We start from the raw sequence: 25,854 nt of genomic DNA, 5'->3' as shown, positions 1-25,854 counted from the left end.
TAGCATTAGATATGGAAACGCCTAACGCAGTGCATAATAGAAAAGGCCAGCTTCGAGAGCTGGCCTAATAACTGTCAACCTATATTAGGACGACACAGATGTTGATTGCATAACATGAGGTGGCGTTAGTTTATTTCCCAATTACGCCACATGCTACGCGGTCACCACCGCCACCTAACTTTTTAGGTGAATCAGAGTAATTGTCGCCACCTGCGTGAATCATTAAAGCGCGGCCTTCAATATCATCTAACTCAAGCTCTGGTGCAAAGATAGGCTGGGTTGCGTTTCCATTTTCATCAACATAAAGCACGGGTAGATCACCCTCGTGACCCTTTTCAGACCAAGGAGCACGGTGTTTACCGGTATCTTCTGGATCGAAATGGCCGCCCGCTGCGCCGCCCAACACTTTTTTTCCATCTGTCATTGCTGGTGAACAATCACCATTTTGATGAACATGAAAACCATGAATACCCGGGGTTAACCCTGACAGATTTGGCGTAAATACTACACCGTCATCATCATAACTGCTCACCACTACTGAGCCCATGCTCACCACTACTGAGCCCATGCTCATCCCTGTTTCCAGGTTATTCATTATCACTTCTTTTCCATCACTATCATGATGACCTGCGAAACTGCTCGCACTTAACATTAATGTCAGTGAACCTGCTAAGGTAGATAGTAAACGTTTCTTCATCGTGTTCTCCTTCACTCAATTATTAACGAATTTGTTAAAAGCATTGAAGTGAGATGAGCATAAAGTGAACCATTGTGGCGCATAACTCAGGGATACTACGAAAGACTAGGAATACTAGGGCGTTGAAGCGACAACCGAGTTGTGTGTTAGCGCATAGCTACTGGCATTTACGGAAATCATTATATTGGTTACGTGAAAAAGTTACCGACCATTACCTTATCTTTTTGGCTTTTCCTTATTATTTTCACTCTTTTTGAAGGTAGCCTCTTTATATAGTCTTTGGATATGGAGTCTCTCCATAAGTAGGCGGTACTGTCATACAGAAGTTACAGTGTTAAAACTCAGTAACAATATGGCAGTAGCACTTTTTTCCTATTCGACTTACAGTTAGCTCACATTACATAAGCAAGGGCATAGGTATGTATACACTTTACGGATATCCGAAAACTCGTTCGGTTCGCGTGGCATGGGCACTGGAAGAGCTAGGTTTACCTTTTGAGTACAGCTTAGTTGACTTAAAACAGGGGCAACACCTGTCAGAAGGATTTAAAGCCATCAGTCCTGCCTCTAAAATCCCAGCGCTTTCGACGCCAGAAGGTACCTTGACGGAATCGGCGGCTATCGTCACTTTTTTAGCTGAACGTCACGGCATGCATGAATTCATTCCAGAGCCTGGTAGCTTCGAGCGAGCCAAATATGAAGAAATGATGTTGTTTCTCACCAATGAGTTAGAGCAACCGATTTGGAATTTGGCAAAGCACACCTTTGCACTACCCAAAGAGCAAAGACTTGAACAAATGCGTGATGTAGCGGTGTGGGAGTTTAAGCGCGTGTTGCCCGTATTTTCTTCTATGCTGGGCGATAAAGAATTTGTATGCGGCACCATGTTTACCATGGCCGACATAATAGCAGGTCATATTTTGGCGTGGGCAAAAGGTAGCAAGCTAGATATCACGCTAGACGGTAAAACAGACAATGTATCCGCGTACGCACAACGTGTGTTAGGTCGTGAAGCGTATGAGAGGGCGTGGCGAAAAGAGATGGATCATTTGCCTGAATAAACAGTGCATCCTGAAAAACCTTAAATGAATAGATACCGTGTGAAGATGTGGCTAATTAAGTAAACGTTGAATTGCATTGTACAGCCGGTATGCCTGATATCAGGCGTCAGGTACGCATTATTAGGTTTAAATGCGCTTGTCACGCGGTATATAGAATCAAGAAAACACATAACGACAGCGCTTTTTTTGCGAAATATAAGCAAAAACAGCGAAGAAATAACAAGGGAACAAAAAATGAAAGCATTCAAAACACTACTTGTAAGTAGTGCAGTAACCATGGCACTGGGCCTTAGCTCAGCAGTGGCACATGAACACGGCAACGCAAATGTGCAGAGTTCATCAAAAAGTACTTCAGTGTCAAAAGAAGCGTCTGAGCACGAAAAACTTTTTGCGTTATTTGCAGCCGCTGACCAGCGTGATATTGAGCTAAACCCAATCATGGCCATTTTTCGCGGCGACATGCGTTACGCAGACAGAATGGGCGACTTCTTAACAGACTCTCACGCTTTAGCGGGAAAGACAGCGACATTGCTGAATTTGTCAGAGCTTAAACAAATTGACCGCAGTAAGTTAAGCGACACCGATAAACTCGCCTACGACGTATTTAAATACAACGAAGAGCGCTCGCTAAAAATGTCTACCGACGAGATTGAAGCGCTAACGGAAGTGCGTCCTGTTAATCACTTCAGTGGGTTCCACACCTTCTACCCGACTTTTGCGAGCGGAAAGGGCGCAGCGCCATTTAAAACAGTAGAAGATTACGAAAATAACTTATCTCGCCATAAGGATTACATTGCTATTTCTGACCGCGCTATCGGAAAGTTCCGCGAGGGCATGGAAAGCGGTGTTCTTGAAACTAAGCTGACAATCGATCGCGTGATCAAGCAGTTCGATACTCAGCTGGCTATCCCAATTAAAGAGTCACAGTTTTGGGGGCCAATTACTATGTTCCCAGAAAGTTTCTCTGACGAAGAAAAAGCCCGTTTAACCGCTGACTACGAGAAAGCGACGCAAGAGATTTACGATGCAACCACGCGTATGCGCGACTTCCTTCGCGATGAGTATTTGCCTATTGCACGTGAAAGCATTGGCCTTAGCGATATGAAAGGTGGTGCAAAGCTTTATCAATTGATGGTGGAAGGTTCAACGACACTACCAATGACGCCTGATGAACTGCATAACCTTGGTTTAAAAGAAGTTAAGCGTATCAAAAATGACATGCTTGAAATTAAGGACGAAGTGAAGTTTGAAGGGACATTAAACGAATTCTTCGACTATGTACGTACCGATCCTAAGTTCAAGCCTGAAAGCCGTGAAGCGCTAACACAGAGCTATTACGATATTGGCCGTGAAGTTGATGAGAAAATTGATCAGTATTTTTCACTGTTGCCGAAGTCTGAGCTAGAAATCAAACCCTACGACCCTGCTATCGAGCAATTCAGTGCGGGTGGATCATATCAGCCGGGCACGCCAGACGGCTCTCGTCCAGGTACTTTCTACTTTAATGCCTACGATTTGCCTAGCCGCTTAACCACCGGCAACGTTACCTTGTATCTACACGAAGGCGCTCCAGGTCACCATTTCCAAGTGAGTCTGGCGCAAGAAAATGAAGCGCTACCTTCATTCATGCGCTTTAGCTTCCTACCAGCCTTCGGTGAAGGTTGGGCGCTGTATTCTGAAACGCTAGGATATGAAATGGGGTTCTTTGACGATCCATGGAATCGTTATGGCACGCTTCAAGATGAGCAGTTGCGCGCCATGCGTTTGGTGGTAGACACAGGTATTCACGCGAAAGGTTGGACCCGCGAACAAGCCATCGACTTTATGCTTGATAACTCAGGCATGACCCGCACAGAAGTTGTTGCCGAGGTAGAGCGTTATATTGCGATCCCGTCGCAAGCGCTATCTTACAAAGTGGGCGCGCTTAAAATTCAAGAATTGCGCGCGCGCGCGGAGAAGGCATTAGGTGATGATTTCGATATCCGTGAGTTCCACGCACAAGTGTTAAACACGGGCGGCATTCCACTTGCTATTCTTGAGCAGAAAATTGATCGCTGGATCGCTAGTCAAAAAAGTTAAGGAATAATATTTTTATTTAAACTTTTTACTGCGTAATCAGCGTTAGGTTAAGAACAGTAAAAAGCCGATATTTGACGTAAAGCCAGTAATATTCTGTATTACTGGCTTTTTTCTTTTTGCGACTAATGGCAGTGATATTGTTCAAAAGCTTCACTAGAGTAATAATACCAATCCGCATATGGGAATTTGAAAGGGAACAGCCATTCCTGCATTCCCACGCTTTGCTAGGAAACTTGCCAGCGCCTTCTGAGTGGGCAATTATCTATGCGGATTGGTATACGTGAACAATGGTTACGAAATTTAAGGGAGAATAAAGTGGAGTTAGGGCTATTTTCGTTAAGTTTAACGGTTAAAGACATCAGCAAGTCGAAGACGTTTTATGAGGCCTTGGGCTTTGAAGCCATGCCTTCATGCGGCTCGGTGGAAGATAAATGGTTAATGATGAAAAATGGCACCACCATGATTGGGTTATTCGAAGGGATGTTTGAAGATAACATTATGACCTTCAACCCAAGTGATGTTAGGGCACTTCAGGCAAATCTAGTTGAACAAGGCATCGCTTTAGACGTGCCTGTGAAAGGCGATAGCGGCCCCGGGCATCTAATTGTTAAAGACCCGGACGGCAACGCTATCATGTTCGATCAGTTTTAAATTCGCGCTGCCAGTTCAGCGCCTTGACGGATAGCGCGTTTAGCATCAAGTTCAGCCGCTACGTCAGCACCGCCGATAATGTGCACGGTAAATCCTGCCTCTTCTAGAGGTTGTTGCAGAGGCTTAAACGGCTCCTGACCAGCACATACAATGACGTTATCGACAGGCAATACTTTGGGGGTGTCGTTAATCAGCACGTGCAGGCCTTCATCGTCTACTTTCTCGTAGCTCACACCATTTATCATTTGAACATTGTGGTGTTTCAACGATTGCCTATGGATCCAGCCCGTAGTTTTGCCCAGCCCTTTACCTACTTTAGACGTTTTACGTTGTAGCAGATACACTTCCCGCTCAGAAGGCTCTATGGCTTTTTCTTTTAGTGCGCCAGGAGCAGAATAATCTTTATCTATACCCCAGTGCGCTAGCCACTTTTCTTTATCTTTGGCTAGATTTTCGTGTTCTACCAGGAATTCCGCTACATCAAAACCAATGCCGCCAGCGCCAACAATAGCCACTTTCTTGCCTACTGGCTTGTGGTCGCGCAATACGTCTAAATAACTCATCACTTTAGGGTGGTCGTGCCCTTCAATTGTAAGCGTACGAGGATTAATACCGGTGGCTAGCACCACTTCATCAAACCCCTTGTTTGAGAGGTTCTCTACGTTTACTTGGGTGTTAAGGTGAACCGTAACGCCCACGCGAGCTAACTGATTGTCAAAGTAGCGTAGGGTTTCGTAAAACTCTTCTTTACCCGGCACTTGCTTGGCGTAATTAAATTGACCGCCAATTTCACTGGCTTTATCAAATAGATGTACCTCGTGGCCGCGCTCTGCGGCATACATGGAAAACGCTAAACCCGCAGGCCCTGCGCCTACTACCGCTAGTTTTTTCTTATTTTGAGTAGGGGTAAAGGTAAGTTCGGTCTCGTAGCACGCTTGTGGGTTTACCAAACAACTTGCACGCTTTTGTTCGAATGCATGGTCTAGGCAAGCCTGGTTACAGGCAATACACGTGTTGATTAGCTTAGACTCATTGCGCATGGCCTTCGCTACAAAGTGTGCGTCAGCCAAGAAAGGTCGCGCCATCGATACCATATCAGCATGGCCTTGTGCGAGTACCGATTCTGCAACTTCAGGCGTATTGATACGGTTAGTGGTAATAAGAGGGATAGACACCTCTTTTTTCATGCGTTCGGTTATCCAGGTAAACGCCGCGCGAGGCACCGATGTGGAAATAGTAGGTACCCGCGCTTCGTGCCATCCAATGCCGGTATTAATTAGCGTAGCGCCTGCTTTTTCGATTTCTTTGGCTAAATATACAACCTCGTCCCACTTAGCGCCGCCTTCGACTAAGTCCAGCATAGACAGGCGATAAATAATAATGAAGTTAGTGCCCACTTTCTCGCGTACACCTTTTACTATTTCTATTGCCAGACGAGCACGATTTTCTAGGCTGCCACCCCATTCATCATTTCTATGATTGGTGCGCTCACAGAAAAACTGATTTATGAGGTAGCCTTCAGAACCCATAATTTCCACGCCGTCATAGCCTGCTTGCTGGGCAAGGGCTGCACATTTTACGTAGTCTTTAATTGTGCTTCTTACGCCACGTGAGGACAGTTCGCGAGGCTTAAAAGGGGTAATAGGCGACTTCATAGGTGAAGCCGAAACAGCAAGTGGGTGATAACCGTAACGGCCTGAATGCAAAATTTGCATGCAAATTTTGCCGTCTTCCTTATGCACAGCGTCGGTAATAACACGGTGCTTTTTCGCGTGGCGAGAGCGGGTCATTCTGCCAGCAAAGGGCGCTACCCAACCTGAAATATTAGGGCTAATACCACCTGTTACGATTAGCCCCGCACCACCTTTTGCTCGCTCAGCGTAAAACGCAGCAAGTTTGTCAAATCCGCCTTTCTCTTCTTCCAAACCTAAATGCATTGAACCCATTAGGGTACGGTTGCGAAGTTGAGTAAAACCCAAATCCAACGGAGCTAATAAGTTAGGGAAGTAAGGTGAGAGTTGTTCTGAATTGTGGGCAGACTGCGGTGTAGCTGTCTGAGATACGGTCTGAGACGAGGGCGTATTCATGATTATTCTCTGTTTTATTTGCTATGAAGGCAGTTAGTGCATGTTGCTCTTTGCTGCAGCGCAGTGCTCATCTGTCTTTCGTGATTTAAGTGCTAATGGTTACACATAATCCAACCACACTAACTTGCCCGACCAGTTGCTTTGATTATTTACCACCACATTCAATTGGTAAAGTGCAGTTACCCTATTTTTAACATAATAAAAAAGCGAGATACCGGGCTAACGGATATCTCGCTTCGTTAATCAGTGCTTTTCATCACAAGCATGAGTGCGTTACAGGTGAGCGCTTACTTATGATATTGGTATTATTAAAGCAGTGCTCGCCTTATAAATTACTCGTCAACGTACATTTTTTGCTGAAACTTCAGCGTTTGTTTGCTGCTACCTTTTTGAACGTCAATCTCAAACCTAAAGGTTTCCTGATCGCGAAATGGCAGCACGGCAAGGTAGTAGATAGCATCACCTTCTTCCACCTTTTTGAAAGTCAGCTTACGTGAGTTACCTAACAGATTCTTAGCCGTACCTGTTACATCTGCCCGTTGCGCTTCACCGGAAACTTTGTTTAACACCGAAATGTTAACCAACGCATTAAACTTACTTCTTACAATGCCGTAGCTAGCCGCCACTTCAGGTGTGAGAAATGGCGTACTCACCACCATATAGTGAACATCCCATTCACCAAGCGTTTGCTTCTGCTCGGCAAATGCGGAAAAGCTTAAGCATGACATAGCCATCGCAAGAAGTGCTACGTAAGCTTTTTTGATTTGATTTATTCTACCCATGATAGAAACTACCTCTGCCTTCATCTTATTTTCGATTCTTACCCATTACAGCTTGTTTCGCTCTATGTCCCAAACTGCATGACCGATATTTTCACAAATAGTGTCTTTAGCAGACATTGTTTACATAGGGAAAATGTCACGGATCAGAAGCTGTAGAAACTGTAATGCGATGATGGCAATAAGCACGGATAAGTCTAAACCGCCTAATGGTGGAATGACTTTGCGTATTGGCGCTAAAAACGGCTCGGTTAGCTGATACAGTACATAGTCAACCGGAGACTGACCTTGTGACACCCAGCTTAAAATAGCGCGTAGCAGCAGCACCCAGAACATTAACGACAGGGTTTCTTTTATCACGCCAATTACTGACAAAATCGCAATGCCGACTGGGTTTAGACTACCGCCAAACATTAACCCTAGAGTTATTAGCTTAAGCGCGCATACCGCTAACGCCAACACAAAGGTAGCGGTGTCGAACCTGCCGATTGACGGAATAATACGGCGCAACGGCCCCACGATAGGGTGGGTTGCTTTTACTACAAATTGACTGAGTGGATTATAAAAATCTGCCTGAACCATTTGTAACCAAAGGCGCAGAATAACCACCATCAAATAAAGGCTAAATAAGGTATCAACCAAAAATACCGTTGCGTTCATGTTGTGTTTTTCCTAAAACGTTATAGCTGTTTTGCCATTTCTTCAGCACGTGCTACGGCGGCGCGCATCGACTTGCTGACAATATCTTTTAAACCTTCATTAATGAAAGTGTTAACGGCTTCTGCGGTAGTGCCGCCCTTAGACGTAACTTGGGCACGAAGCTCGCTTAATTCAAGGTCTGGGTTGTTACAAACCATTTCGGCTGCGCCTAACATGGCTTGTTGAACCATTAAGCGAGATTGCGCTTTGTCAAAGCCCATGTTCATGGCTTCTTCCTGCATATTTTGTAAGAACAAGAAGAAATAAGCTGGGCTGCTGCCCGCTGCGGCGATAACACCGTTAATACCCTCTTCTTTATCTACCCAAACGGTTTCGCCAACGCTGTTCATTACATCGTCAACGTATTGCCTGTCTGACTCAGAAACCGTGTCGTCGGCATACATCCCAGACATGCCTTTGCCTAACAAGCTCGGGGTGTTTGGCATAATACGAACAACAGGGTATTCACCACCTAGCATTTCTTGCAATCTGGCTACCGGCAGCCCAGCTGCAATGCTCATAAACAACTTGCCCGAAAGGTCATTGTTTTTCTGAAGCTCGCCGCACATATCGCCCATTATTTGTGGTTTTACCGCAAGGACTATGGCATCAGCGAATTGGCAGGCTTCATCATTAGATTGTGTGGTGTGAATACCAAACTCGGCCTTCAGGCCGTCTAACTTTGGTGTGGAAGGGTTTGCCGCAAGGATGTTTTCTTTTGCGTACCCAGATTTGATAAGCCCACTGATGATGCTGCGGCTCATGTTACCCGCGCCAATAAATGCTAATTTTTTCTGTTGCATGTAAATCCTATTTGTTGGTTGCGTTTAAGTCTGTGTAGCGAGGCGAAGCGCTATCATTCAGATTAGCGCGCTAGTTTCGCTTACCGAAAATAGCGGTACCGATTCGCACCATAGTCGACCCGTGTTGAATCGCTTCTGTCATATCACTACTCATTCCTACGGATAGGGTATCAAAATTGCTCAATGATGTATGGTAGTGGTCGAATAATTCTTTTAGCTTAGACAGTGTGGCGCGCTGTTGTTCTTCACTAGGATCAGCTTTGGGAATGGCCATTAGTCCACGCAAGGTCAGGTGCTTTTGAGAGTTAATAAACTCCACTAGCGCATCTAATTCACTTAGGGCTACCCCTGACTTACTCTCTTCGTCATCAATATTAACCTGAATGCACACGTTTAACGGCGGCATAGAGTCAGGCCGCTGTTCGTTTAAGCGACGAGCAATTTTTTCTCTATCTACAGACTGAACCCAATCAAAGTGTTCGGCTACCACTTTGGTTTTATTCGATTGGATTGGACCAATCATGTGCCACTCTATATCGCTTAAGTGAGAAAGTTCCTGAACCTTTTCAACACCTTCCTGCACGTAATTTTCGCCGAACATACGTTGTCCGGCTTCATACGCTTCCATGATATCTGATACGGGTTTTGTTTTGCTAACCGCTAGCAATTTAACGGAATTTGGTGGACGATGTGCACTGGTAGCGGCTTGGTCTATTCCTTTTCGTGCGGAATCTAGTCTTTCTGCTATTGTTTGCATTATTCACCTTGTTTTGGAGAAGTGGTTGTGGATATTACCGAACTTTTGGCTTTCAGTGTTAAGAATAACGCCTCAGATTTACACTTATCAGCGGGCCTACCACCAATAATTCGTGTAGATGGCGAAATGCGTAAACTGAATGTGCCAGCCCTCGATCACAAGCAAGTACATGGTCTCGTTTATGAGATTATGAATGACATGCAGCGCAAAGAATACGAAGAAAACCTGGAAACCGATTTTTCTTTCGAAGTTAATGGCTTGTCGCGCTTTCGTGTTAACGCGTTTGTGCAAAACCGAGGCGCCGCGGCAGTATTACGTACTATCCCCAGTAAAGTATTAACCTTAGACGACCTTGGCGCGCCTGAAATTTTCAAGGAAATTATAAATCAGCCTACCGGCATTGTACTTGTGACAGGCGCTACCGGCTCGGGTAAAAGTACCACGCTTGCGGCCATGGTCGACCATATCAACACCCATAAGCGCGAGCACATTCTTACCATTGAAGACCCTATCGAATTCGTGCATGACAACAAGCTTAGCTTGGTAAACCAACGGGAAGTACACCGCGACACACACTCGTTTAATAACGCTCTGCGCTCGGCACTTCGTGAAGACCCTGACGTTATTCTAGTCGGTGAGCTACGTGACCTAGAGACCATACGCCTTGCCATTTCAGCTGCTGAAACCGGCCACTTAGTATTCGGCACACTACACACCAACTCTGCGCCAAAAACCATTGACCGCATCATTGACGTTTTCCCGGCAGAAGAAAAAGCCATGGTGCGCTCTATGTTGTCTGAATCATTGCGCGCGGTAATTTCACAGACACTGCTTAAGAAAGTAGGCGGAGGCCGGGTTGCTGCCCATGAAATTATGGTGGGGATCCCCGCTATTCGTAACCTTATTCGCGAAGATAAAGTGCCGCAAATGTACTCGGTTATTCAAACGGGTCAGGCTCATGGTATGCAAACCATGGATCAGTGTCTTCAGCGCTTAGTGGCGATGGGTGTTATTACTAAACAAGACGCCGCTGCAAAGTCAGTTGATAAACAGTCGATGAACAGTTTCTAGAGGCCATCATGTTAGATTCATTACTTCAAAAAATGGTCGATACCAACGCATCGGATTTGTTCGTAACGGCGGGATTCCCCGTAAGCGCCAAAATTAACGGCAAACTTACGCCAGTGACGGAAAGTGCAACATCGGAAGAGGCATCGCTGGCGCTGGTTCACGAAGCGATGACCGAAAAACAGCAGAATGAGTTTCACACCACCAAAGAGTGTAACTTCGCCATAGTACGAGAGGGCATTGGTCGTTTCCGCTGTTCCGCATTTTGGCAGCGTGACCAAGCGGGCATGGTGATTCGCCGCATCGTTACTCAAATTCCGAAAGCTGATGATTTGGGTCTGCCGCGAGTATTAAAAGAAATTATTATGGCTAAGCGCGGTCTGGTTCTATTTGTAGGTGGAACAGGCACGGGTAAGTCCACGTCACTGGCTGCGCTTATTGGACATAGAAATGAAAATTCGCACGGGCATATACTGACTATTGAAGACCCCATTGAGTTTGTTCATGAGCATAAAAACTGTGTTATTACCCAGCGCGAGGTGGGCATAGATACTCAGTCTTTCGACGACGCCCTTAAAAGTTCGCTACGTCAGGCGCCTGATGTCATTCTTATTGGTGAAATTCGTTCAATGGAAACCATGGAATATGCCATGTCGTTTGCTGATACCGGGCATTTGTGTGTGGCTACGCTGCACGCTAACAATGCGAACCAAGCTATTGAACGTATTATGCATTTAGCGCCGAAAGATCAGCACGATAAGTTGCGCTTTGACTTAAGCTTAAACATCCGCGCCATTGTTGCGCAGCAACTAGTACCAACGCCAGACGGCAAGGGTAGGGTTGCGGCAATAGAAATACTGCTTAATTCGCCGCTAGTGCGCGACCTAATACAGCGCAATGAAATAGGCGCGTTAAAAGAAGCAATGAAAAAAGGCAAAGAGCAGGGCATGCAGAGCTTTGATATGGCCCTGTATGATTTGTACAAAGCGGGTAAGATTGATATGGACCAAGCGCTGCACCACGCCGACTCGCCTAATGACCTGCGCTTAATGATCAAGCTTGATACCAGCGACGGTTCTAGCTTAGGTACACTGTCAAATGTATCTATTGATATGGATGACTAATTGCTTTCGCTTTCTGCTGAAATCCCTTTAGGGGGAGCTGCATTTGAAACGCTTACTGAAATAAAGCAGTAGAGAGACACGTTTTTCTCGCATGATGAGCAGCCCACGGGCTGCTTTTGTGTTTAACAAGAGGGTAGCCATTGAAAAAACTCTTCACTTCACAAGACGCTTTTGAACTTCAAGCGGTTCGCAGCGAGCTTGACGCTTTATCTATTCCTTATATGGTAAAAAATGAGTTTGCCAGTGGCGCAATCGGAGAGCTGCCTTGGCAAGATTCTCAGCAGGAAGTGTGGCTTGTTGACGATAGCTGGTATGCAAGAGCGTCGAAAGTTATTGAGCTCTTCATTCAAAAATCAAACGATAAGGCATTATCTAGTGAAGACTGGATTTGCGGTGAGTGCAGTGAACAAAACGGCGCTGCTTTTGATGTCTGCTGGCAGTGTGGGGCAGAAAAATAATAACAGCAAGAGCCAGCAGCATACAAAGGTCAACAGGCCTTAACAATTATTCGTACTGACTCTCGCTCCAGCTAGCGAATATTACACAGGCCGACACACTATCAACCTTATCTTTAGTCAGTTTCTTATAGCCACCTAACTCAAACAGCATGGCTTTAGCGTCTGTGGTAGTCAGTCGCTCATCACAGGTGTCAACGGCCACTTTAAAACGCCCATGTAGACGGTTTGCAAATTTGCGGGCGCGTTGAGTCATCTCCTGCTCAGTACCATCCATATTAAGCGGTAAACCCACCACCACGATATGCGGTTGCCATTCTTCGTAAAGCTTTTCTATTAACGTCCAGTCAGGAATACCGTCTCGTGCCTTCAGCGCTGCAAGAGGGGAAGCCGTACCGGTAATTTCCTGACCTACCGCCACGCCAATGCTTTTGGTACCAAAATCAAACGCAAGTACCGTACGATTTCCTATATCAGGCATGTCCCGCTCCCGGTGCTAGCTGCCATACATCCACACCGAGTTTATTTACTGTTGCTTGCCATTTCTTGTGCATAGGCGTGTTAAACAGAATTTCTTCGTCAGCTTCGATGGTGAGCCATGCGTTTTCCTGCATTTCCTTCTCAAGCTGACCGGCTGTCCAGCCCGCGTACCCCAAAGCAATCAAAACGTCTTCAGGGCCTTCATCATTGGCAATAGCAGTCAAAATGTCCTTGGAGGTGGTCACCATAACCCCTGGTGCAAGCTTTAAGCTAGATGCCCACTCTCTTTGCGACGAGTGCAGCACAAATCCTCGCTCTTGGCTTACAGGACCGCCAGCCAGCACGATTTGCTCTGCTTTGTCGTCAGACACAGTGAGTTCTTTGTCAGTCTGCTCAAGAAGCTGCTTCACGTTCATGGTAGAGGGCTGATTTACTACAATACCCATAGCACCTTCAGCGTTGTGTTCACAAATATAAATGAGTGAGCGAGAAAAGTACGGATCGTCCAAACTAGGCATCGCGACCAGAAAATGATTTTGTAGGCTTTTTAATTCCGTCATAGTTTGTCTTTTATCTACTATCTTTTGCTCTGTAAGGGCCTTTACACTATTGAAGCTAAAGGCGCTCTATCCACTCATATTTGCTTTCTACAATACAAACTGCACTGTGTTACCAATACAACCTTACTTTATTTACTGGCTAAGCGCTTTTCAATGGCGTCAAACAGCGCACCCATTATATTAACATCGTAAGCTGCTTCTATTTCTCTTACGCAAGTTGGGCTAGTAATGTTTATTTCAGTAATTTTGCTGCCAATAACATCAAGTCCTACAAATAAAATGTTATTTTCCTTGAGTGTTGGCGCGATGGCTTCGGCTAGGGCGCGGTCAGAATCTGAGATTGGCTGAGGGCGTCCTGTACCGCCAGCGGCTAGGTTACCTCTGGTTTCCCCTTTTGTAGGCAGTCGCGCTAAGCAGTACGGCATGACTTCGCCATCAACGATGAGTACGCGCTTGTCGCCGTCTTTAATCTCTGGAAGGTACTCTTGCACCATCATGTAGCGCGTGCCTAACTTGGTTAGGGTTTCAATAATAACGCCTAAGTTATTGCCATCAGGCTTCACTCTAAAGATAGACGCGCCACCCATACCGTCTAAGGGTTTGCAAATAATGTCTTGGTGCTTGGCGTGAAACTCACGGATAAGCGCTTGGTTGTTCGTGACTAAGGTATTGGGAATGTGTTCTGGGAAGTATGACGTAAACAACTTCTCGTTGTAGTCGCGAAGCGCTTGAGGGTTATTCACAACTAGCGCTCCCGCGTCCTGCGCAAGCGACAGCACCTGAGTCGCATACAAAAACTCGCTGTCAAAAGGAGGATCTTTGCGCATGAGTAACACATCAACGTCGCCTAAATACAACGTAGACTCGTCTTCAATGGTGTAGAAATCTGTAGCTTGATCCTTGACCGATACGGTTTTACCTAAACCCATAGGCTTACCATTGTCTAAATACAGGTCTTTTAATTCAAAATATACAACCTTTGCACCGCGGCGCTGAGCTTCAAGCATCATCGCAAAGCTTGTATCTTTATGTGGCTTAATGCTCGCGATGGGGTCCATAATTACGCCAACGGTATATTGCATAATGTTTTCACCTTGAATGTTGATAAAATGCCGGCTCAGATGGCCTAGCTGATTGTAAACTTATATGGGGGCACACCTGAATTCTTCAAGTTACTGAGCTAGCACTATGCTGGTTCTAGAGCTGCCTAAAATACTGACTTAGAAGTCGCCGTGCTGAGCTTGAAGAATACTTAGGCTTGTAATCGCTGCTGTCTCGGTGCGCAAAATACGTGGGCCCAAACTTACCGACTGATAGCCGTTTTCGTTTGCCTGATGAATTTCTGTTTCAGATAACCCACCTTCAGGGCCAATAAGCAAACGAAAGCCTTGAGCATTATAAGGTTGTCTTGCCAAGCTTTGCTCTGCGCCAGGTGCGAGAACTAATCTTGTGGTATTGGTTGAAGACGACAACCATTGATTAAGACTAACCGGGGCGTTGAGCGCGGGAATAATGTTGCGACCGCTTTGTTCACAGGCGCCAATAATGATCTTCTGCCATTGCTGAATTTTCTTTTCCCAGCGTGACTCGTCGAGTTTAACCGTACAGCGTTCAGTGATCACGGGCGTTATTTCTGATACGCCAAGTTCCACGCTTTTTTGTAGCACGGTATCCATTCTATCGCCTTTAGATACACCTTGACCTAAGTGCAAATGAAGCGGGGACTCTTTCGCTAGCGATAAACAAGCGTCGGCTTCAACCGTCACTTTTTTTCTTTGAACGCTAATGATTTGCGCACTGTATTCATTGCCGTCGCCATTAAAAAGCACAATAGGGCGATTGGGCTTTATGCGCAGTACCGTCGCGATGTGATGACCAGCGTCTTCAGTTAACTCAAACTCTTGTTCTAACGGGATTGGATTGGGGTAATAAACTCTTGGTATACGCATAACAAATCAGATGTGTAGTTTTAACGCGTATAATACGTGTGTGGATACAGGTTGCAATGCTGTCGACAACATCGCGTAAGTAAATATGCAAAAACTTACGCAAACGACAGCATGCTGCCTATTTAAGAATCACATGACTCACTCTCTAGGCCGCGGAAGGCGAAGAGTTGCTCGAAGTAGATTTCAACACGTTGGATGAAGACTTCGATTGGGCTGCTGGGCGGTGGTCCGCTCTTGCGTACTTAGTATGTTTTCCTTTATCGGTGCGCAGTGAATATAAAAATAAACACAAAACCACCGAAAACAGGGTTATGAGAAGCAACATGCGTTAATCCTTTACGTGACATAGTTTGCTAAAGCTCCTTCATGAAGTTGCTCAACACACACTGATGAGGCGTAGTGAAAAGTCAACTTTCATGAAACTTTAGTCTAAAACTTTATGGCTAAAAAATCATCAAAAAAAATGTCTTATAACTCGGTAACTTCCAAAAAATGGAAAAGAATCACAAAGCATATTTAAGCTTCGTGATGAAGAATGCGCTTGTTGAGTGACAAGCGTGTGACAAGTGAAGAAAAAGCGTTCATTTTTTGCTTTTTTATTCTAGCGCCTGTGTGCCACCTAAACGGGATAGAAACTTGTCGATTTAGAGCCACTACACCGTCAAACATCCGCCTTGCCTAGATGGCAAAAAAAACGCTGCAAAAATATACAGAAAAGGTCAGTAAGTCCTAAAGTAAAACAGATAAATTTCCACTACTTTTGTATAATGCTAACGTTTTTAAACACCCATGTAGCTTAGACTTTAGAGCAAATTTACTGTGTTTGAGGCCATATTACATTGGTCTTAAATAAAATAGCTGCTACCTTATTTGAGCAATTATCAACTAACCATGACAAGGATTATATTATGGAAGAAAAACTTTCGCTTTTTTCTGCAAGCGATGTTGAAAGGTACATAAACGATTACGCCATCCCGTGGGGGATTAACATTCTGATGGCAATCGCGATTTATGTAATAGGTAGGATCGTAGTTGGATTCATTTTATCTGTATTTAGACGCCTAATGGCCAAGTCTAAATACGACAACATGCTAGTGGACTTCCTGGAAGCTATCCTTAGCGCCATTTTAATGCTGTTTGTTATTGTCGCTTCGCTTGATCAGCTAGGCGTAGATACAACGTCATTAGTTGCTATATTAGGTGCTGCTGGTTTAGCTATTGGTTTGTCATTGCAAGACTCGCTTAAGAACTTCGCAGCTGGCGTAATGCTTCTAGTTTTCAAACCATTTAAAGCGGGTGATTTTGTCGAAGCTGCAGGTACTGCTGGTTCTATTGTTAAGATTGGTATTTTCACCACAACAATGAACACACCAGACAATAAAGAAATTATTGTTCCTAATGGCAACATCTACGGTGGCAACATCACTAACTATTCAGCAAGAGACACGCGTCGTGTAGACATGGTTGTTGGTATTGGTTACGACGCTGACCTTCTTAAAGCGAAAAGAATTCTTGAAGAAATGGTGGCGGCTGATGAGCGTATTCTTGCAGAGCCAGCGCCTAAAATTGCAGTATCTGAACTGGCCGACAGCAGCGTGAACTTTATTGTTCGTCCATGGGTGAATTCTGCCGATTTCTGGGGTGTTAAATTCGACTTCACTGAAAACGTTAAACTGCGTTTTGATGAAGAGGGTATTTCAATTCCATTCCCACAAATGGATGTACATCTTCACAAAGCAGACAGCGAATAATTTCGTTGGTTTCAAACAAAAAACGCTGCATTTCGCAGCGTTTTTTTTATCCTAAGATTAAGTGCGAAGTAACACGCCGCGATTACGAACATTTTAACTCTCGATGAGCGGGTAATGACCTATACGAAATGGTATTACTTACTTTTAGCGACAGTTCGGGCGGTAAGCAGTAGCTTGATAGTCTGCATAGGCGTTAGGCATGTTCGCTTGTAAATTATCAATTCTGGTTTGAGGTGCTGGGTGAGTCGACAAAAGTTCCATTGGGCGGTTGCCGCCGCTTGCTGCGTCCATGTTTTCCCACAAGTTTACAGATTGTCTTGGGTCAAACCCAGACTTCGCCATTAGCTGAAGACCAATGACATCGGCTTCAGATTCATGAGTTCGGCTAAAAGGAAGTTGGACACCGACTTGAACACCTAATCCGATCGCAGCCATGATGGGACCCGACTGAGGCACTTCATTCGCGGCTAAAACTTGGCCTACCGCCTGACTGCCCATATTTATCAATGTTGACTGCGACATTCTCTCATTACCATGCTCTGCAATAACATGACCTACTTCATGGCCAATGACAGCAGCAAGTTGATGCTGGTTTTCTGCAACATTGAGCAAGCCTGTATAGACACCAATTTTTCCACCGGGTAGCGCAAATGCGTTAACTTGTTCATCGTCGAATACAACGACTTCCCATTGACCATTGAATACCGTGGCTGGTACTTGAGCAGTGATGGCATTTGCAACGCATTCTACGTAAGAATTTTGAACCGCTTTATTCGAAATTTTTAATTCTTCTTTCATGCCCGTGAATGCCTGATCACCCATTTGCGCGAGCTGAGTTTCAGAATAGAGCAACACTTGATTTCTACCCGTAGGAGATGTTGCACAGGCTGTTAAAGTAAGCGCTGCGGCAATAACTGCCGAAGCTGTGAATTTCAATTTCATGGTTAATCCTTTTTTATCACTGAATGTTCTCGCTTCGCTCACTTTTGCGCGCTAAAGCACTATCCCATTCAGTTTATACGTCTATTTGGCAATATTAGTATCAGATAGTGCTTATAAATAAAACTATACCTTTGAAAAAGCGAAGCGTGTTCCGCTGTTAAGCTAAACCGTTTTTCCTTACACGCGTTAGGATATTTGAAATATATGCTTACAATTGCATGAACGAAGTGTGATTACTTTGAGCCTACTGCTCCGTGCTGTCCATATTTAAAGCGGCGTGTGTGCCATCTATTGTTATAGAAAAGTTACGCGCTTTTGCCTATTTAATATTTGTGTCATAAACTGATTCTAATTTATACATAGAAGTTACATAAAATTTCTGGTGTACTAAGGTTAGGGATCCCTGTTTTCTTCCTTCGCTTTGCGAGAACAAGGTGGAAAAATCCTTGGGTTTCTCGAGCCTCATAACGTACGACAAAAATACAAATAAAAAGGAAATCAAATGGCAGTGCGTAATAAGTTTAAATACGGGTTACTTGCATTTTTAGTATCAGCGGCGCTCACGGGATGTGGCCTTGATGGTGACGACGGTGCGCAGGGCGAAACAGGAGCTCAAGGACCTCAGGGTGAACAAGGTGACCCAGGGACAGACGGAAGTGATGGTACCGATGCGTCAATCGGCATTGCAATGGATATCGTTGGTCGTGCTTTCTTAGGCAATCAAACGGCCGCAGAAATTGTTCAGTACCACGCTGAGACCAATACGATTTACGCGACAAACGGCGAGACGAATACAATAGCAGTTATTGATGCCTCTAGCGTAAACACGGCTACTATGGCTGATCCGATAAACACCACTACGCTAACGCTTACCACTATCGCACTGCCTGCCGATATAAATGGTGTGACTTTAGGTAGCTTAACAAGCATTGCGGTTAGCGGTGACCTTATGGCTGTTGCTGTACCTGCAGACGTTAAAACTGATAACGGTTATGTGTTGTTCTACAACGGGCTAGACAGTTCTGCTCCAGCCTTTTTGGATTCTGTCGAGGTTGGTGCACTACCGGATATGGTCACTTTTACGCCGGATGGTGGCAAAGTGTTGGTAGCGAACGAGGGTGAGCCTTCTGATGACTATACCATTGACCCTGAAGGTTCTGTTAGCGTCATTAATATTCTAGCAAGTGGTGAGCCAGAAGAAACGGGGACGACCGTTGGCTTTACTGCTCTAAACGGTACTGAAGCAGACTTGATGGCGCAGGGAATGATGTTTCCTAACCCAGCAGGACGCACGATTAACGGCACAGCGATTACCTCAACGGTAGCGAAAGATCTGGAACCAGAATACATCACCGCTACTAACGACGTTGCATACGTTAGTCTTCAGGAAAACAATGGCCTTGCGATTATTGACTTGGAAGAGTTAACGGTAGATGTCGTCGGCCTAGGAACTAAGTCTTGGGCTGGACTTAATATTGATATCCAAGAAAATGATGCGGTGAGTTTTGGTCAGTACACAGGTATTTATGGTGTATACCAGCCTGATACCATTGCTAATTTTACGTGGAAGGATGCGACTTTCATTCTTACCGCTAACGAAGGCGATGCCCGTGAGTACTTCTTTGACGCTGCTGATGAGGCGGCATGTACTGCTGCAGGTGGTGTTGATTTTGACGAAGATGATGGCTGTCTAGCTTATACAGACGAAGTTAAAGTAGAAGATCTTACCGCTGCCGCCAACTCTGAATTAGCTATGCTACAGGCGACAGGTGAAGCGGACGACTTACGTGTAACTTCAGCTATGGGTGATGCTGACGGAAACGGAGAGTACGATGCAGCGTACGCTTACGGTGCACGTTCATTCACTATCTGGGATCAAAATGGTTTAGTGGTTTATGACTCGGGTGATGATTTTGAACGTATTACAGCGTCGGTTCATGGGGCGCAGTTCAACAATGGTGACGATGAAAATGCAAGCGACTCGCGCTCAGAGAATAAAGGTCCAGAGCCAGAAGCGTTAACCGTGGGTCAAGTTGGCGATCGCACTTACGCGTTTATCGGCACAGAGCGCATGGGCGGTATTTTCGTATACGACGTTACTAACCCTTATGACGTTCAATTTGCAGAATATGTAATTAACCGTGACCTAACCGAAGGTTTGACAAGCGACGATGTCATTGGTGACCTAGCGCCAGAAAGCCTGGTTTTTGTTAGCGCTGAAGACAGCCCAAGCGGTGTGCCTCTTCTTGTTGTAGGCAACGAAGTTAGCGGCACAGTAACGGTGTGGCAAATCAACCAGCTGTAAGCTCCCGCGTTGATTACATGAAACCCCGCTTTGAAGCGGGGTTTTTTATTGGAAGCTTGCCAGACCTTCCCGAAGGGCGAGTTTTAAATGTCCTTACTCTTTGTTGTGTCACCTTGATGTAGAGCCACTATACCTGCGAAAACACGCCACGATTACGAACATTTTAAGTCTCGCTGAGTGGGTAATTATCTATGCGGACTGGTATTAAACGGAGGAATAGAGCTTTCCTTGCGTTCGCAATGGTTACACCGTTTAAGGATTAAGGTAAGCTATAACCCATAAAACGCAGTCGTATTTTTTAAGGTAAATACGATTAGGCTCAATTGCACTGGTATAGATGCGTTTAGGACACAGAGTAACGCAATGCTCAATACCGCCATAGTGCTATCAAATAATAGAGAATGCCTATGTCTCAGCAAGTTGTGATTAGTGGTGTGGGTGTATGGCACCCTAAAGACAGTATAACTAACGAAGAGCTCGTAGATAGCTACAATGCTTACGTAGATGCGTTTAACGAAGAAAATAAAGCGCAAATCGAATCAGGTGATGTAGCAGCAATGCCTTATTCAAGTGCAGAGTTCATCGAAAAAGCATCAGGAATTAAAAGTCGCTACATCTATCAAAAAGAGGGTGCGCTAGACATCACTCGAATGAAGCCTAAGATTGCCCCTCGAGCAGATGACGAACTTTCTCACCAAGCCGAAATTGCCGTCGAAGCGGCCAAGTTAGCTCTGGCATCCGCCAATGTTACGGCCGATGAAATTGATGCTGTGATTGTGTCGTGTGCATACACCCAGCGTGCTTATCCTGCGATTGCAATTGAAGTACAAGAAGCTCTTAATATTGAAGGGTTTGGTTTCGATATGCTAGTTGCTTGTTCTGCAGCAACGTTCGGTATGCATCGCGCCTATGAAATGCTGAGCGCGAAAAATGCGACTCGCGTGTTGGTTATTAACCCTGAGTTGGTCTCACCGCAAATTAACTACGCTGATCGCGACAGTCACTTTATTTTTGGCGATGTGGCTACGGCGACGGTGCTTGAGCTTGCTGAAACCGCCAAAAGTGAGCACGTATACGACGTGCTAAGCACCAAGGCATTGACGAAATTCTCAAACAATATTCGTTCTAATTTTGGCTACATGACACGTGCCGAAGACGTTGATCCGTATGGACCTGATAAGCTGTTCCATCAAGCGGGTCGCAAAGTTTTCAAGGAAGTGTGTCCATTGGCAGCAGCGCATATTGAAGCGCATTTAGCGAGTCACGACATTACGCCAGAAGGCGTCAAGCGTTGGTGGCTTCACCAAGCTAATATCAATATGAACACCTTGATTTGCAAACGCCTGTTAGGTCGCGATGCTGACCGTACCGAAGCGCCAATTGTGTTGGACGAGTATGCCAACACGGCTTCTGCGGGTTCTGTGATTGCTTTTGGTTTAAACCATGAAGACCTGGTTGCCGGTGACGTGGGAGTACTTTGCTCTTTCGGTGCAGGGTATTCAATTGGCTCACTAGTGATCCGTAAACGATAGTTTTTATCATAGCGCGGGCGATGCCTGCGCACCGTACCTAGCTGAAAACGTTATGTGCTGTATATCGAAGGTTTCAGGGACGTTGCATCAATGCGCCTCCCTGTATTTCATCTCCTAAATAATGATAATAAAGGTGAGATAAAAGGATGATTTCAGATGTAGGCTATGGGTTAAATAGTCTGGCGCACTTAGCCCTTTTATTGCTGTTGTTAACGGTACGCAAACCCGGCGTAGCCAAGCATTTATTGGTATTGGCGACCGCAGCCACCTTTTTATGGTCTACAACCTTAATCACTTCGCTATTTGGACCTATCTCGCTAAGCTGGTTACTCAGCGCTGACGTGCTTAAGCAGCTCGCATGGCTACTCTTTTTGGCTGGCTGTATACAGACCAGCTTTAGCAACATCTTCGACGTTCTAAAACGACCTGTAACGTTAATTATTATTGCCCCCGCACTAGCAGCATTGCTCGCCCCTTATCTATTGGTAGTAAATCCCGCGTGGAGCTTTCTTGTACTGATCGTGCTGTCATTAGAAGTGCTTGTTCTTCTGGAAGTTGTGTATCGACAGGCGGGGCGTGAGCAGTGGGCGTTTAAACCCATTATTATTTATCTGGGAGCAACCAACCTGTTTGAGTTCGTTACCTATGCAAACGCTACCATGGTAAACCAGGTTGAAATTGGCTACATAGCGGCACGAGGCTATATTTACTTCTTGTTAATGCCCTTACTCGTCATATCGATTCGACGAATTCATCACTGGGGCATTGATATCTTTATCTCGCGGGACGTGGTATTGCACAGCTCTCTACTCTTAGTGGCGGGCGGTTATCTTTTTGTGATGGCTGTTGTCGGCTACGCCATAAATTATATGGGAGGCAACTGGGGAGCGACGGTTCAAATCATATTGGTTGTGATGTCATTCGCATTGCTCGCTACTGTATTCTTGTCCAACGGCTTTCGCACTAAGATAAAAGTATTTATCACTAAACATTTCTTTGCGAATCAGTTCGACTACCGCGTTGAATGGGTGAAATTAACGCAGTGGTTAACACGTGCAGGGGATACCTCATCAGATGTTTACAACGCTGGCCTAACAGGAATGCTTAACGCCATTCAATATGAGTCAGGTCTGCTGTTTAAAGTAACGCAGAATGGCTATGAATGCGTGGCTAAGGCATCACCTATTACAAACACTGCGGCAACAGATAACAATGAAGCGTCAACTGATTCGAAAGAAAACAACGCTACCTGTACAACGTTGGAAACGCTCGCAAGTTACAGCGACAAAAATGGCTGGATCATTGATACGGACGCCTACCTCGTCAAACCATTCGATTACGAGGGGTTAAAGCTAGATAGAGATGCACTAAAAGCATGGGGCTACCAACTCTTCGTGCCTTTCTTAAAAGAGGGAAAACTGTGGGGATTTGCTGTTCTCGCGTCAGGAGACAATGAAAAAATCACTTTAAATTGGGAAGTGAAAGACTATCTAACCGCCGTATCTGAGCAAGTAGGCACGTACATGCAGCACCACGAGGCCGCTCAAGTGGTAGCAGAAAACGCCCAATTTGCGGCATTCAATCGAATGTCTGCGTTCGTTTTACATGACTTAAAAAATGTACTAGCTCAAGTCGACCTTATTCTTGCCAATGCTCAACAGCATAAACATAACCCTGAATTTATCGAAGACACCTTCGAAACCTTGGAGCATACTAAGGCAAGAATGGAAAAAATGCTCAAGCAGCTGACTGATAAGAAGGCCGTTGAAGAAGGTGTAAACTCAGAATTTTTGATTTCGGAGCTGGCCAAAGATGTGGTCAACAACCGCTGTTCAGGTTTACGTCCGCTACCAACAGTTCATGTGCTAAAAGAAACGGCCGTGACGGTTGATAAGGATAAGGTGGCAAACGTGCTTTATCACCTAATCAGCAACGCTCAGCAGGCAACCGCAGATGACGGAGAAGTCGACGTGGTGATTACTGGAAATTCTGACAACAAAACGCAGCTAGTTTTGATAGAAGATACAGGGTCAGGTATGGATAAAGCGTTTATTGAAGAGCGACTATTCAAGCCATTTGATACCACGAAAGGGAATGCTGGTATGGGTATTGGTGCATATGATGCAAAAACATATATCGAGTCTATCGGTGGCAAACTAACTGTTCAAAGTGAACCTGGACGCGGTAGCTGTTTTACGCTGTATTTTCCGATAGGATAGGGTGTATAACTAAAAGGTGGATATTATCAAATCCACTCCCTTTCGATGGATGAAGTAGAATAATAGGATGATGAAATGACCGATACCATTTTGGTAGTAGATGATGATTTAGGTATCCAAAAGCAACTTAAATGGAGTCTTACCGATTACAACGTTGTTTTTGCGGACGATCACACATCTGCCATAGCCCAGCTCCGTCGTTTTGAACCTAAGGTTGTTACCCTAGATTTAGGGCTTCCGCCAGATCCAGCGAATGCGTCGGAAGGTTTACGTATTCTTCACGATATCATTGCGCTAGCGCCTAGAACCAAAGTTATCGTTGTTACAGGTAATAACGATAAACAACACGCATTAAAAGCAATCGATTTTGGGGCATACGATTTTTATCAGAAGCCTATCGATTCAGATACCATCAAATTATTGGTGCACCGTGCGCTTAACCTGTCTAAGTTAGAGCATGAGAATAGCATTCTTGCCCGCACTCGTTCTGGCATGTCCAGAATAGTGGGTAACAGCGAAGCTATTCAAAAAGTGGTACGTCGCGCTGAGAAAATTGCTAATACCGACATAAGCACTCTGTTACTTGGTGAAAGTGGCACTGGTAAAGAAGTTTTCGCGCGCAGTATTCATGAACACAGCCCTAGAAAAGACAAACCTTTTGTTGCTATTAACTGTGCGTCTATCCCAGAGAACTTACTAGAAAGTGAGTTGTTCGGTTACGAAAAAGGGGCGTTTACTGGCGCGAACAAAACCACCGTCGGCAAGATAGAAACAGCACAAGGCGGAACACTGTTTTTAGATGAGATTGGTGATATGCCCATTGGTCTGCAAGCTAAGATGCTTCGGTTTTTGCAGGAGCGCGTGATCGAGCGCGTTGGTGGACGCAATGAAATTCCCGTTGATATACGCGTAATTTGTGCAACGCACCGCGATTTACAGGCTATGGTGGCACAAGAAACGTTCAGGGAAGATTTATATTACCGTGTGGGGGAAATGCCGATCATGATCCCTCCTTTACGTGAACGAGACCAAGACATTATTTTACTTGCACGTACGTTCTTGAATATTTATCGCGAAGAATTCAAAGCTAAAGCGAAGAGCTTTTCAGAAACTGCAGTTAACGCCATGCTAGCCCATAAGTGGCCGGGCAACATTCGAGAAATGCAAAACAAGCTAAAGTCTGCGGTTATTATGGCTGAAGGTACGGTAATTCAACCTGACGATTTAGGCTTGATGCCTGTAGATGCCCATGATGAGCCTGAAACGTTGAATCTGCGTGAAGTGCGAGAAATTGCTGAAAGTCGAGCTATTCGCAGGGCCTATCAAAAAGCAGATAAGAATATGTCGAAAACGGCAGAATTACTTGGCGTCACTCGTCCCACGTTGTATTCGCTCATTGATAAATACCATATGGAAGACATCAAAAATAGCGACTAGCGTAGGCATGACTACCAAACAGGAGAGAAATGTACTTCTCACCTGTTGATATCTGGGCGAACTCGCAGTTCGCCTTTATCCTTGTGTACCCACCTAAAATACAAACTGGCAGTGAGACTCTGCTAAGACGTCATGACCGCTGAAGGTCACCTCAACCGACACTTGGTTAGAGCCACGCTCAACAAAGATAACGCTCCCACAAATGTTACACACGTGGTGGGTTTCGTCATTAGCCTCGTGTAGTTCCGCTAGCGCTGACGGTGCACAGTCAATAACCAGCTGCTCTTTTTCAACTGTAACGCGCAGTTCACTGGTATCTGAATGGCTTAGCGTTTCGTCATCGGCGTCAAGCTCTCCGATATGATCAATTTCATATTGAATTGCTTGGCAGCTGCAGCTTCCTCTGTACATATCTCTAT

The 25,854-nt window shown here is 45.2% G+C and carries 23 protein-coding genes; 11 read left to right on the top strand and 12 right to left on the bottom strand.

The window, feature by feature from the left end; genetic code table 11:
- Window positions 1-130: 130 nt before the first annotated feature.
- Entirely contained in the window at window positions 131-697 is a 567-nt protein-coding gene (sodC, locus tag MHN09_RS04640; protein WP_239239362.1) for a superoxide dismutase [Cu-Zn] SodC, read from the bottom strand.
- 419 nt (window positions 698-1,116) lie between these two features.
- Between sodC and MHN09_RS04635 the strand changes: the two genes are divergently transcribed.
- The 3 genes from MHN09_RS04635 to MHN09_RS04625 all read left to right on the top strand — a co-directional run bounded on the left by MHN09_RS04635 (window position 1,117) and on the right by MHN09_RS04625 (window position 4,488).
- The gene (locus tag MHN09_RS04635; RefSeq protein ID WP_069944780.1) at window positions 1,117-1,758 is read left to right on the top strand and encodes a glutathione S-transferase family protein; all 642 of its coding nucleotides are present in this window, start codon (window positions 1,117-1,119) and stop codon (window positions 1,756-1,758) included.
- 234 nt (window positions 1,759-1,992) lie between these two features.
- Entirely contained in the window at window positions 1,993-3,837 is a 1,845-nt protein-coding gene (locus MHN09_RS04630; protein WP_131138298.1) for a DUF885 domain-containing protein, read from the top strand.
- A gap of 315 nt (window positions 3,838-4,152) precedes the next feature.
- Window positions 4,153-4,488 (top strand): VOC family protein, encoded by a 336-nt coding sequence (locus MHN09_RS04625; RefSeq protein WP_014950470.1) that lies wholly within the window; start codon window positions 4,153-4,155, stop codon window positions 4,486-4,488.
- On the opposite strand, the gene MHN09_RS04620 is transcribed toward MHN09_RS04625, so the two are convergent.
- The 5 genes from MHN09_RS04620 to MHN09_RS04600 all read right to left on the bottom strand — a co-directional run bounded on the left by MHN09_RS04620 (window position 4,485) and on the right by MHN09_RS04600 (window position 9,613).
- Window positions 4,485-6,575, bottom strand: coding sequence for an NADPH-dependent 2,4-dienoyl-CoA reductase (locus tag MHN09_RS04620; protein WP_239239360.1), 2,091 nt, complete (start codon window positions 6,573-6,575; stop codon window positions 4,485-4,487). The genes MHN09_RS04625 and MHN09_RS04620 overlap by 4 nt on opposite strands.
- A 332-nt stretch (window positions 6,576-6,907) precedes the next feature.
- The gene (locus MHN09_RS04615; RefSeq protein WP_239239358.1) at window positions 6,908-7,381 is read right to left on the bottom strand and encodes a DUF4426 domain-containing protein; all 474 of its coding nucleotides are present in this window, start codon (window positions 7,379-7,381) and stop codon (window positions 6,908-6,910) included.
- 96 nt (window positions 7,382-7,477) lie between these two features.
- Entirely contained in the window at window positions 7,478-8,014 is a 537-nt protein-coding gene (locus MHN09_RS04610; protein ID WP_239239356.1) for a YggT family protein, read from the bottom strand.
- 20 nt (window positions 8,015-8,034) lie between these two features.
- On the bottom strand, window positions 8,035-8,856 hold the full coding sequence (gene proC / locus MHN09_RS04605) for a pyrroline-5-carboxylate reductase (RefSeq protein ID WP_014950466.1): 822 nt from the start codon (window positions 8,854-8,856) through the stop codon (window positions 8,035-8,037).
- Window positions 8,857-8,926: 70 nt separating this feature from the next.
- Entirely contained in the window at window positions 8,927-9,613 is a 687-nt protein-coding gene (locus tag MHN09_RS04600; RefSeq protein ID WP_039227916.1) for a YggS family pyridoxal phosphate-dependent enzyme, read from the bottom strand.
- Between the two features lie 27 nt (window positions 9,614-9,640).
- Between MHN09_RS04600 and MHN09_RS04595 the strand changes: the two genes are divergently transcribed.
- The 3 genes from MHN09_RS04595 (at window position 9,641) to MHN09_RS04585 (ending at window position 12,263) form a co-directional block, all read left to right on the top strand.
- Window positions 9,641-10,684, top strand: coding sequence for a type IV pilus twitching motility protein PilT (locus MHN09_RS04595; RefSeq protein WP_014950464.1), 1,044 nt, complete (start codon window positions 9,641-9,643; stop codon window positions 10,682-10,684).
- An 8-nt stretch (window positions 10,685-10,692) separates the two neighbouring features.
- The gene (locus MHN09_RS04590; RefSeq protein ID WP_014977241.1) at window positions 10,693-11,805 is read left to right on the top strand and encodes a PilT/PilU family type 4a pilus ATPase; all 1,113 of its coding nucleotides are present in this window, start codon (window positions 10,693-10,695) and stop codon (window positions 11,803-11,805) included.
- A gap of 140 nt (window positions 11,806-11,945) precedes the next feature.
- Window positions 11,946-12,263: a DUF2007 domain-containing protein gene (locus MHN09_RS04585; RefSeq protein ID WP_049586039.1), complete on the top strand. Its 318-nt coding sequence runs from the start codon at window positions 11,946-11,948 to the stop codon at window positions 12,261-12,263.
- Between the two features lie 46 nt (window positions 12,264-12,309).
- Here MHN09_RS04585 and ruvX read toward each other — a convergent pair whose 3' ends face one another.
- From ruvX to MHN09_RS04565, 4 genes are all read right to left on the bottom strand, one after another.
- The gene (gene ruvX / locus MHN09_RS04580) at window positions 12,310-12,741 is read right to left on the bottom strand and encodes a Holliday junction resolvase RuvX (protein ID WP_014980071.1); all 432 of its coding nucleotides are present in this window, start codon (window positions 12,739-12,741) and stop codon (window positions 12,310-12,312) included.
- Window positions 12,734-13,300 carry a YqgE/AlgH family protein gene (locus MHN09_RS04575; protein ID WP_014950460.1) on the bottom strand — a complete coding sequence of 189 codons (567 nt, stop codon included), beginning with the start codon at window positions 13,298-13,300 and terminating at the stop codon, window positions 12,734-12,736. Before MHN09_RS04575 ends, ruvX begins: the two co-directional genes overlap by 8 nt.
- Window positions 13,301-13,428: 128 nt before the next feature.
- Window positions 13,429-14,382 (bottom strand): glutathione synthase, encoded by a 954-nt coding sequence (gene gshB, locus MHN09_RS04570; protein ID WP_049586041.1) that lies wholly within the window; start codon window positions 14,380-14,382, stop codon window positions 13,429-13,431.
- A gap of 138 nt (window positions 14,383-14,520) precedes the next feature.
- The gene (locus tag MHN09_RS04565) at window positions 14,521-15,249 is read right to left on the bottom strand and encodes a 16S rRNA (uracil(1498)-N(3))-methyltransferase (protein WP_014980069.1); all 729 of its coding nucleotides are present in this window, start codon (window positions 15,247-15,249) and stop codon (window positions 14,521-14,523) included.
- Window positions 15,250-16,157: 908 nt separating this feature from the next.
- Between MHN09_RS04565 and MHN09_RS04560 the strand changes: the two genes are divergently transcribed.
- Entirely contained in the window at window positions 16,158-17,000 is an 843-nt protein-coding gene (locus MHN09_RS04560) for a mechanosensitive ion channel domain-containing protein (protein WP_014950457.1), read from the top strand.
- A gap of 144 nt (window positions 17,001-17,144) precedes the next feature.
- On the opposite strand, the gene MHN09_RS04555 is transcribed toward MHN09_RS04560, so the two are convergent.
- Window positions 17,145-17,942, bottom strand: coding sequence for a M48 family metallopeptidase (locus MHN09_RS04555; protein ID WP_156086824.1), 798 nt, complete (start codon window positions 17,940-17,942; stop codon window positions 17,145-17,147).
- Window positions 17,943-18,444: 502 nt separating this feature from the next.
- Between MHN09_RS04555 and MHN09_RS04550 the strand changes: the two genes are divergently transcribed.
- The 4 genes from MHN09_RS04550 to prsR all read left to right on the top strand — a co-directional run bounded on the left by MHN09_RS04550 (window position 18,445) and on the right by prsR (window position 25,435).
- Window positions 18,445-20,247: a choice-of-anchor I family protein gene (locus tag MHN09_RS04550; protein WP_156078751.1), complete on the top strand. Its 1,803-nt coding sequence runs from the start codon at window positions 18,445-18,447 to the stop codon at window positions 20,245-20,247.
- A gap of 407 nt (window positions 20,248-20,654) precedes the next feature.
- Entirely contained in the window at window positions 20,655-21,779 is a 1,125-nt protein-coding gene (locus MHN09_RS04545) for a beta-ketoacyl-ACP synthase III (protein ID WP_014977238.1), read from the top strand.
- 146 nt (window positions 21,780-21,925) lie between these two features.
- Entirely contained in the window at window positions 21,926-23,998 is a 2,073-nt protein-coding gene (prsK, locus tag MHN09_RS04540) for an XrtA/PEP-CTERM system histidine kinase PrsK (RefSeq protein WP_239239354.1), read from the top strand.
- 75 nt (window positions 23,999-24,073) lie between these two features.
- Window positions 24,074-25,435 carry a PEP-CTERM-box response regulator transcription factor gene (gene prsR, locus MHN09_RS04535; RefSeq protein WP_014950451.1) on the top strand — a complete coding sequence of 454 codons (1,362 nt, stop codon included), beginning with the start codon at window positions 24,074-24,076 and terminating at the stop codon, window positions 25,433-25,435.
- Between the two features lie 93 nt (window positions 25,436-25,528).
- Here prsR and MHN09_RS04530 read toward each other — a convergent pair whose 3' ends face one another.
- Window positions 25,529-25,846, bottom strand: coding sequence for a hypothetical protein (locus tag MHN09_RS04530; protein ID WP_014977236.1), 318 nt, complete (start codon window positions 25,844-25,846; stop codon window positions 25,529-25,531).
- Window positions 25,847-25,854: the final 8 nt, after the last annotated feature.

The sequence above is a fragment of the Alteromonas sp. MmMcT2-5 genome (genome assembly GCF_022348315.1).
Classification (GTDB): Bacteria; Pseudomonadota; Gammaproteobacteria; order Enterobacterales; family Alteromonadaceae; genus Alteromonas; species Alteromonas macleodii.
Note: the sequence above shows the minus strand (reverse complement) of the source record. Positions and strands in the feature narration are given on the sequence as shown.

Coding starts and splice junctions, on each gene's coding strand:
- sodC (WP_239239362.1), bottom strand. CDS start 697: ATGAAGAAACGTTTACTATCTACCTTAGCAGGTTCACTGACATTAATG.
- MHN09_RS04635 (WP_069944780.1), top strand. CDS start 1,117: ATGTATACACTTTACGGATATCCGAAAACTCGTTCGGTTCGCGTGGCA.
- MHN09_RS04630 (WP_131138298.1), top strand. CDS start 1,993: ATGAAAGCATTCAAAACACTACTTGTAAGTAGTGCAGTAACCATGGCA.
- MHN09_RS04620 (WP_239239360.1), bottom strand. CDS start 6,575: ATGAATACGCCCTCGTCTCAGACCGTATCTCAGACAGCTACACCGCAG.
- MHN09_RS04615 (WP_239239358.1), bottom strand. CDS start 7,381: ATGAAGGCAGAGGTAGTTTCTATCATGGGTAGAATAAATCAAATCAAA.
- MHN09_RS04610 (WP_239239356.1), bottom strand. CDS start 8,014: ATGAACGCAACGGTATTTTTGGTTGATACCTTATTTAGCCTTTATTTG.
- proC (WP_014950466.1), bottom strand. CDS start 8,856: ATGCAACAGAAAAAATTAGCATTTATTGGCGCGGGTAACATGAGCCGC.
- MHN09_RS04600 (WP_039227916.1), bottom strand. CDS start 9,613: ATGCAAACAATAGCAGAAAGACTAGATTCCGCACGAAAAGGAATAGAC.
- MHN09_RS04590 (WP_014977241.1), top strand. CDS start 10,693: ATGTTAGATTCATTACTTCAAAAAATGGTCGATACCAACGCATCGGAT.
- ruvX (WP_014980071.1), bottom strand. CDS start 12,741: ATGCCTGATATAGGAAATCGTACGGTACTTGCGTTTGATTTTGGTACC.
- MHN09_RS04575 (WP_014950460.1), bottom strand. CDS start 13,300: ATGACGGAATTAAAAAGCCTACAAAATCATTTTCTGGTCGCGATGCCT.
- gshB (WP_049586041.1), bottom strand. CDS start 14,382: ATGCAATATACCGTTGGCGTAATTATGGACCCCATCGCGAGCATTAAG.
- MHN09_RS04565 (WP_014980069.1), bottom strand. CDS start 15,249: ATGCGTATACCAAGAGTTTATTACCCCAATCCAATCCCGTTAGAACAA.
- MHN09_RS04560 (WP_014950457.1), top strand. CDS start 16,158: ATGGAAGAAAAACTTTCGCTTTTTTCTGCAAGCGATGTTGAAAGGTAC.
- MHN09_RS04555 (WP_156086824.1), bottom strand. CDS start 17,942: ATGAAATTGAAATTCACAGCTTCGGCAGTTATTGCCGCAGCGCTTACT.
- MHN09_RS04550 (WP_156078751.1), top strand. CDS start 18,445: ATGGCAGTGCGTAATAAGTTTAAATACGGGTTACTTGCATTTTTAGTA.
- MHN09_RS04545 (WP_014977238.1), top strand. CDS start 20,655: ATGTCTCAGCAAGTTGTGATTAGTGGTGTGGGTGTATGGCACCCTAAA.
- prsK (WP_239239354.1), top strand. CDS start 21,926: ATGATTTCAGATGTAGGCTATGGGTTAAATAGTCTGGCGCACTTAGCC.
- prsR (WP_014950451.1), top strand. CDS start 24,074: ATGACCGATACCATTTTGGTAGTAGATGATGATTTAGGTATCCAAAAG.
- MHN09_RS04530 (WP_014977236.1), bottom strand. CDS start 25,846: ATGTACAGAGGAAGCTGCAGCTGCCAAGCAATTCAATATGAAATTGAT.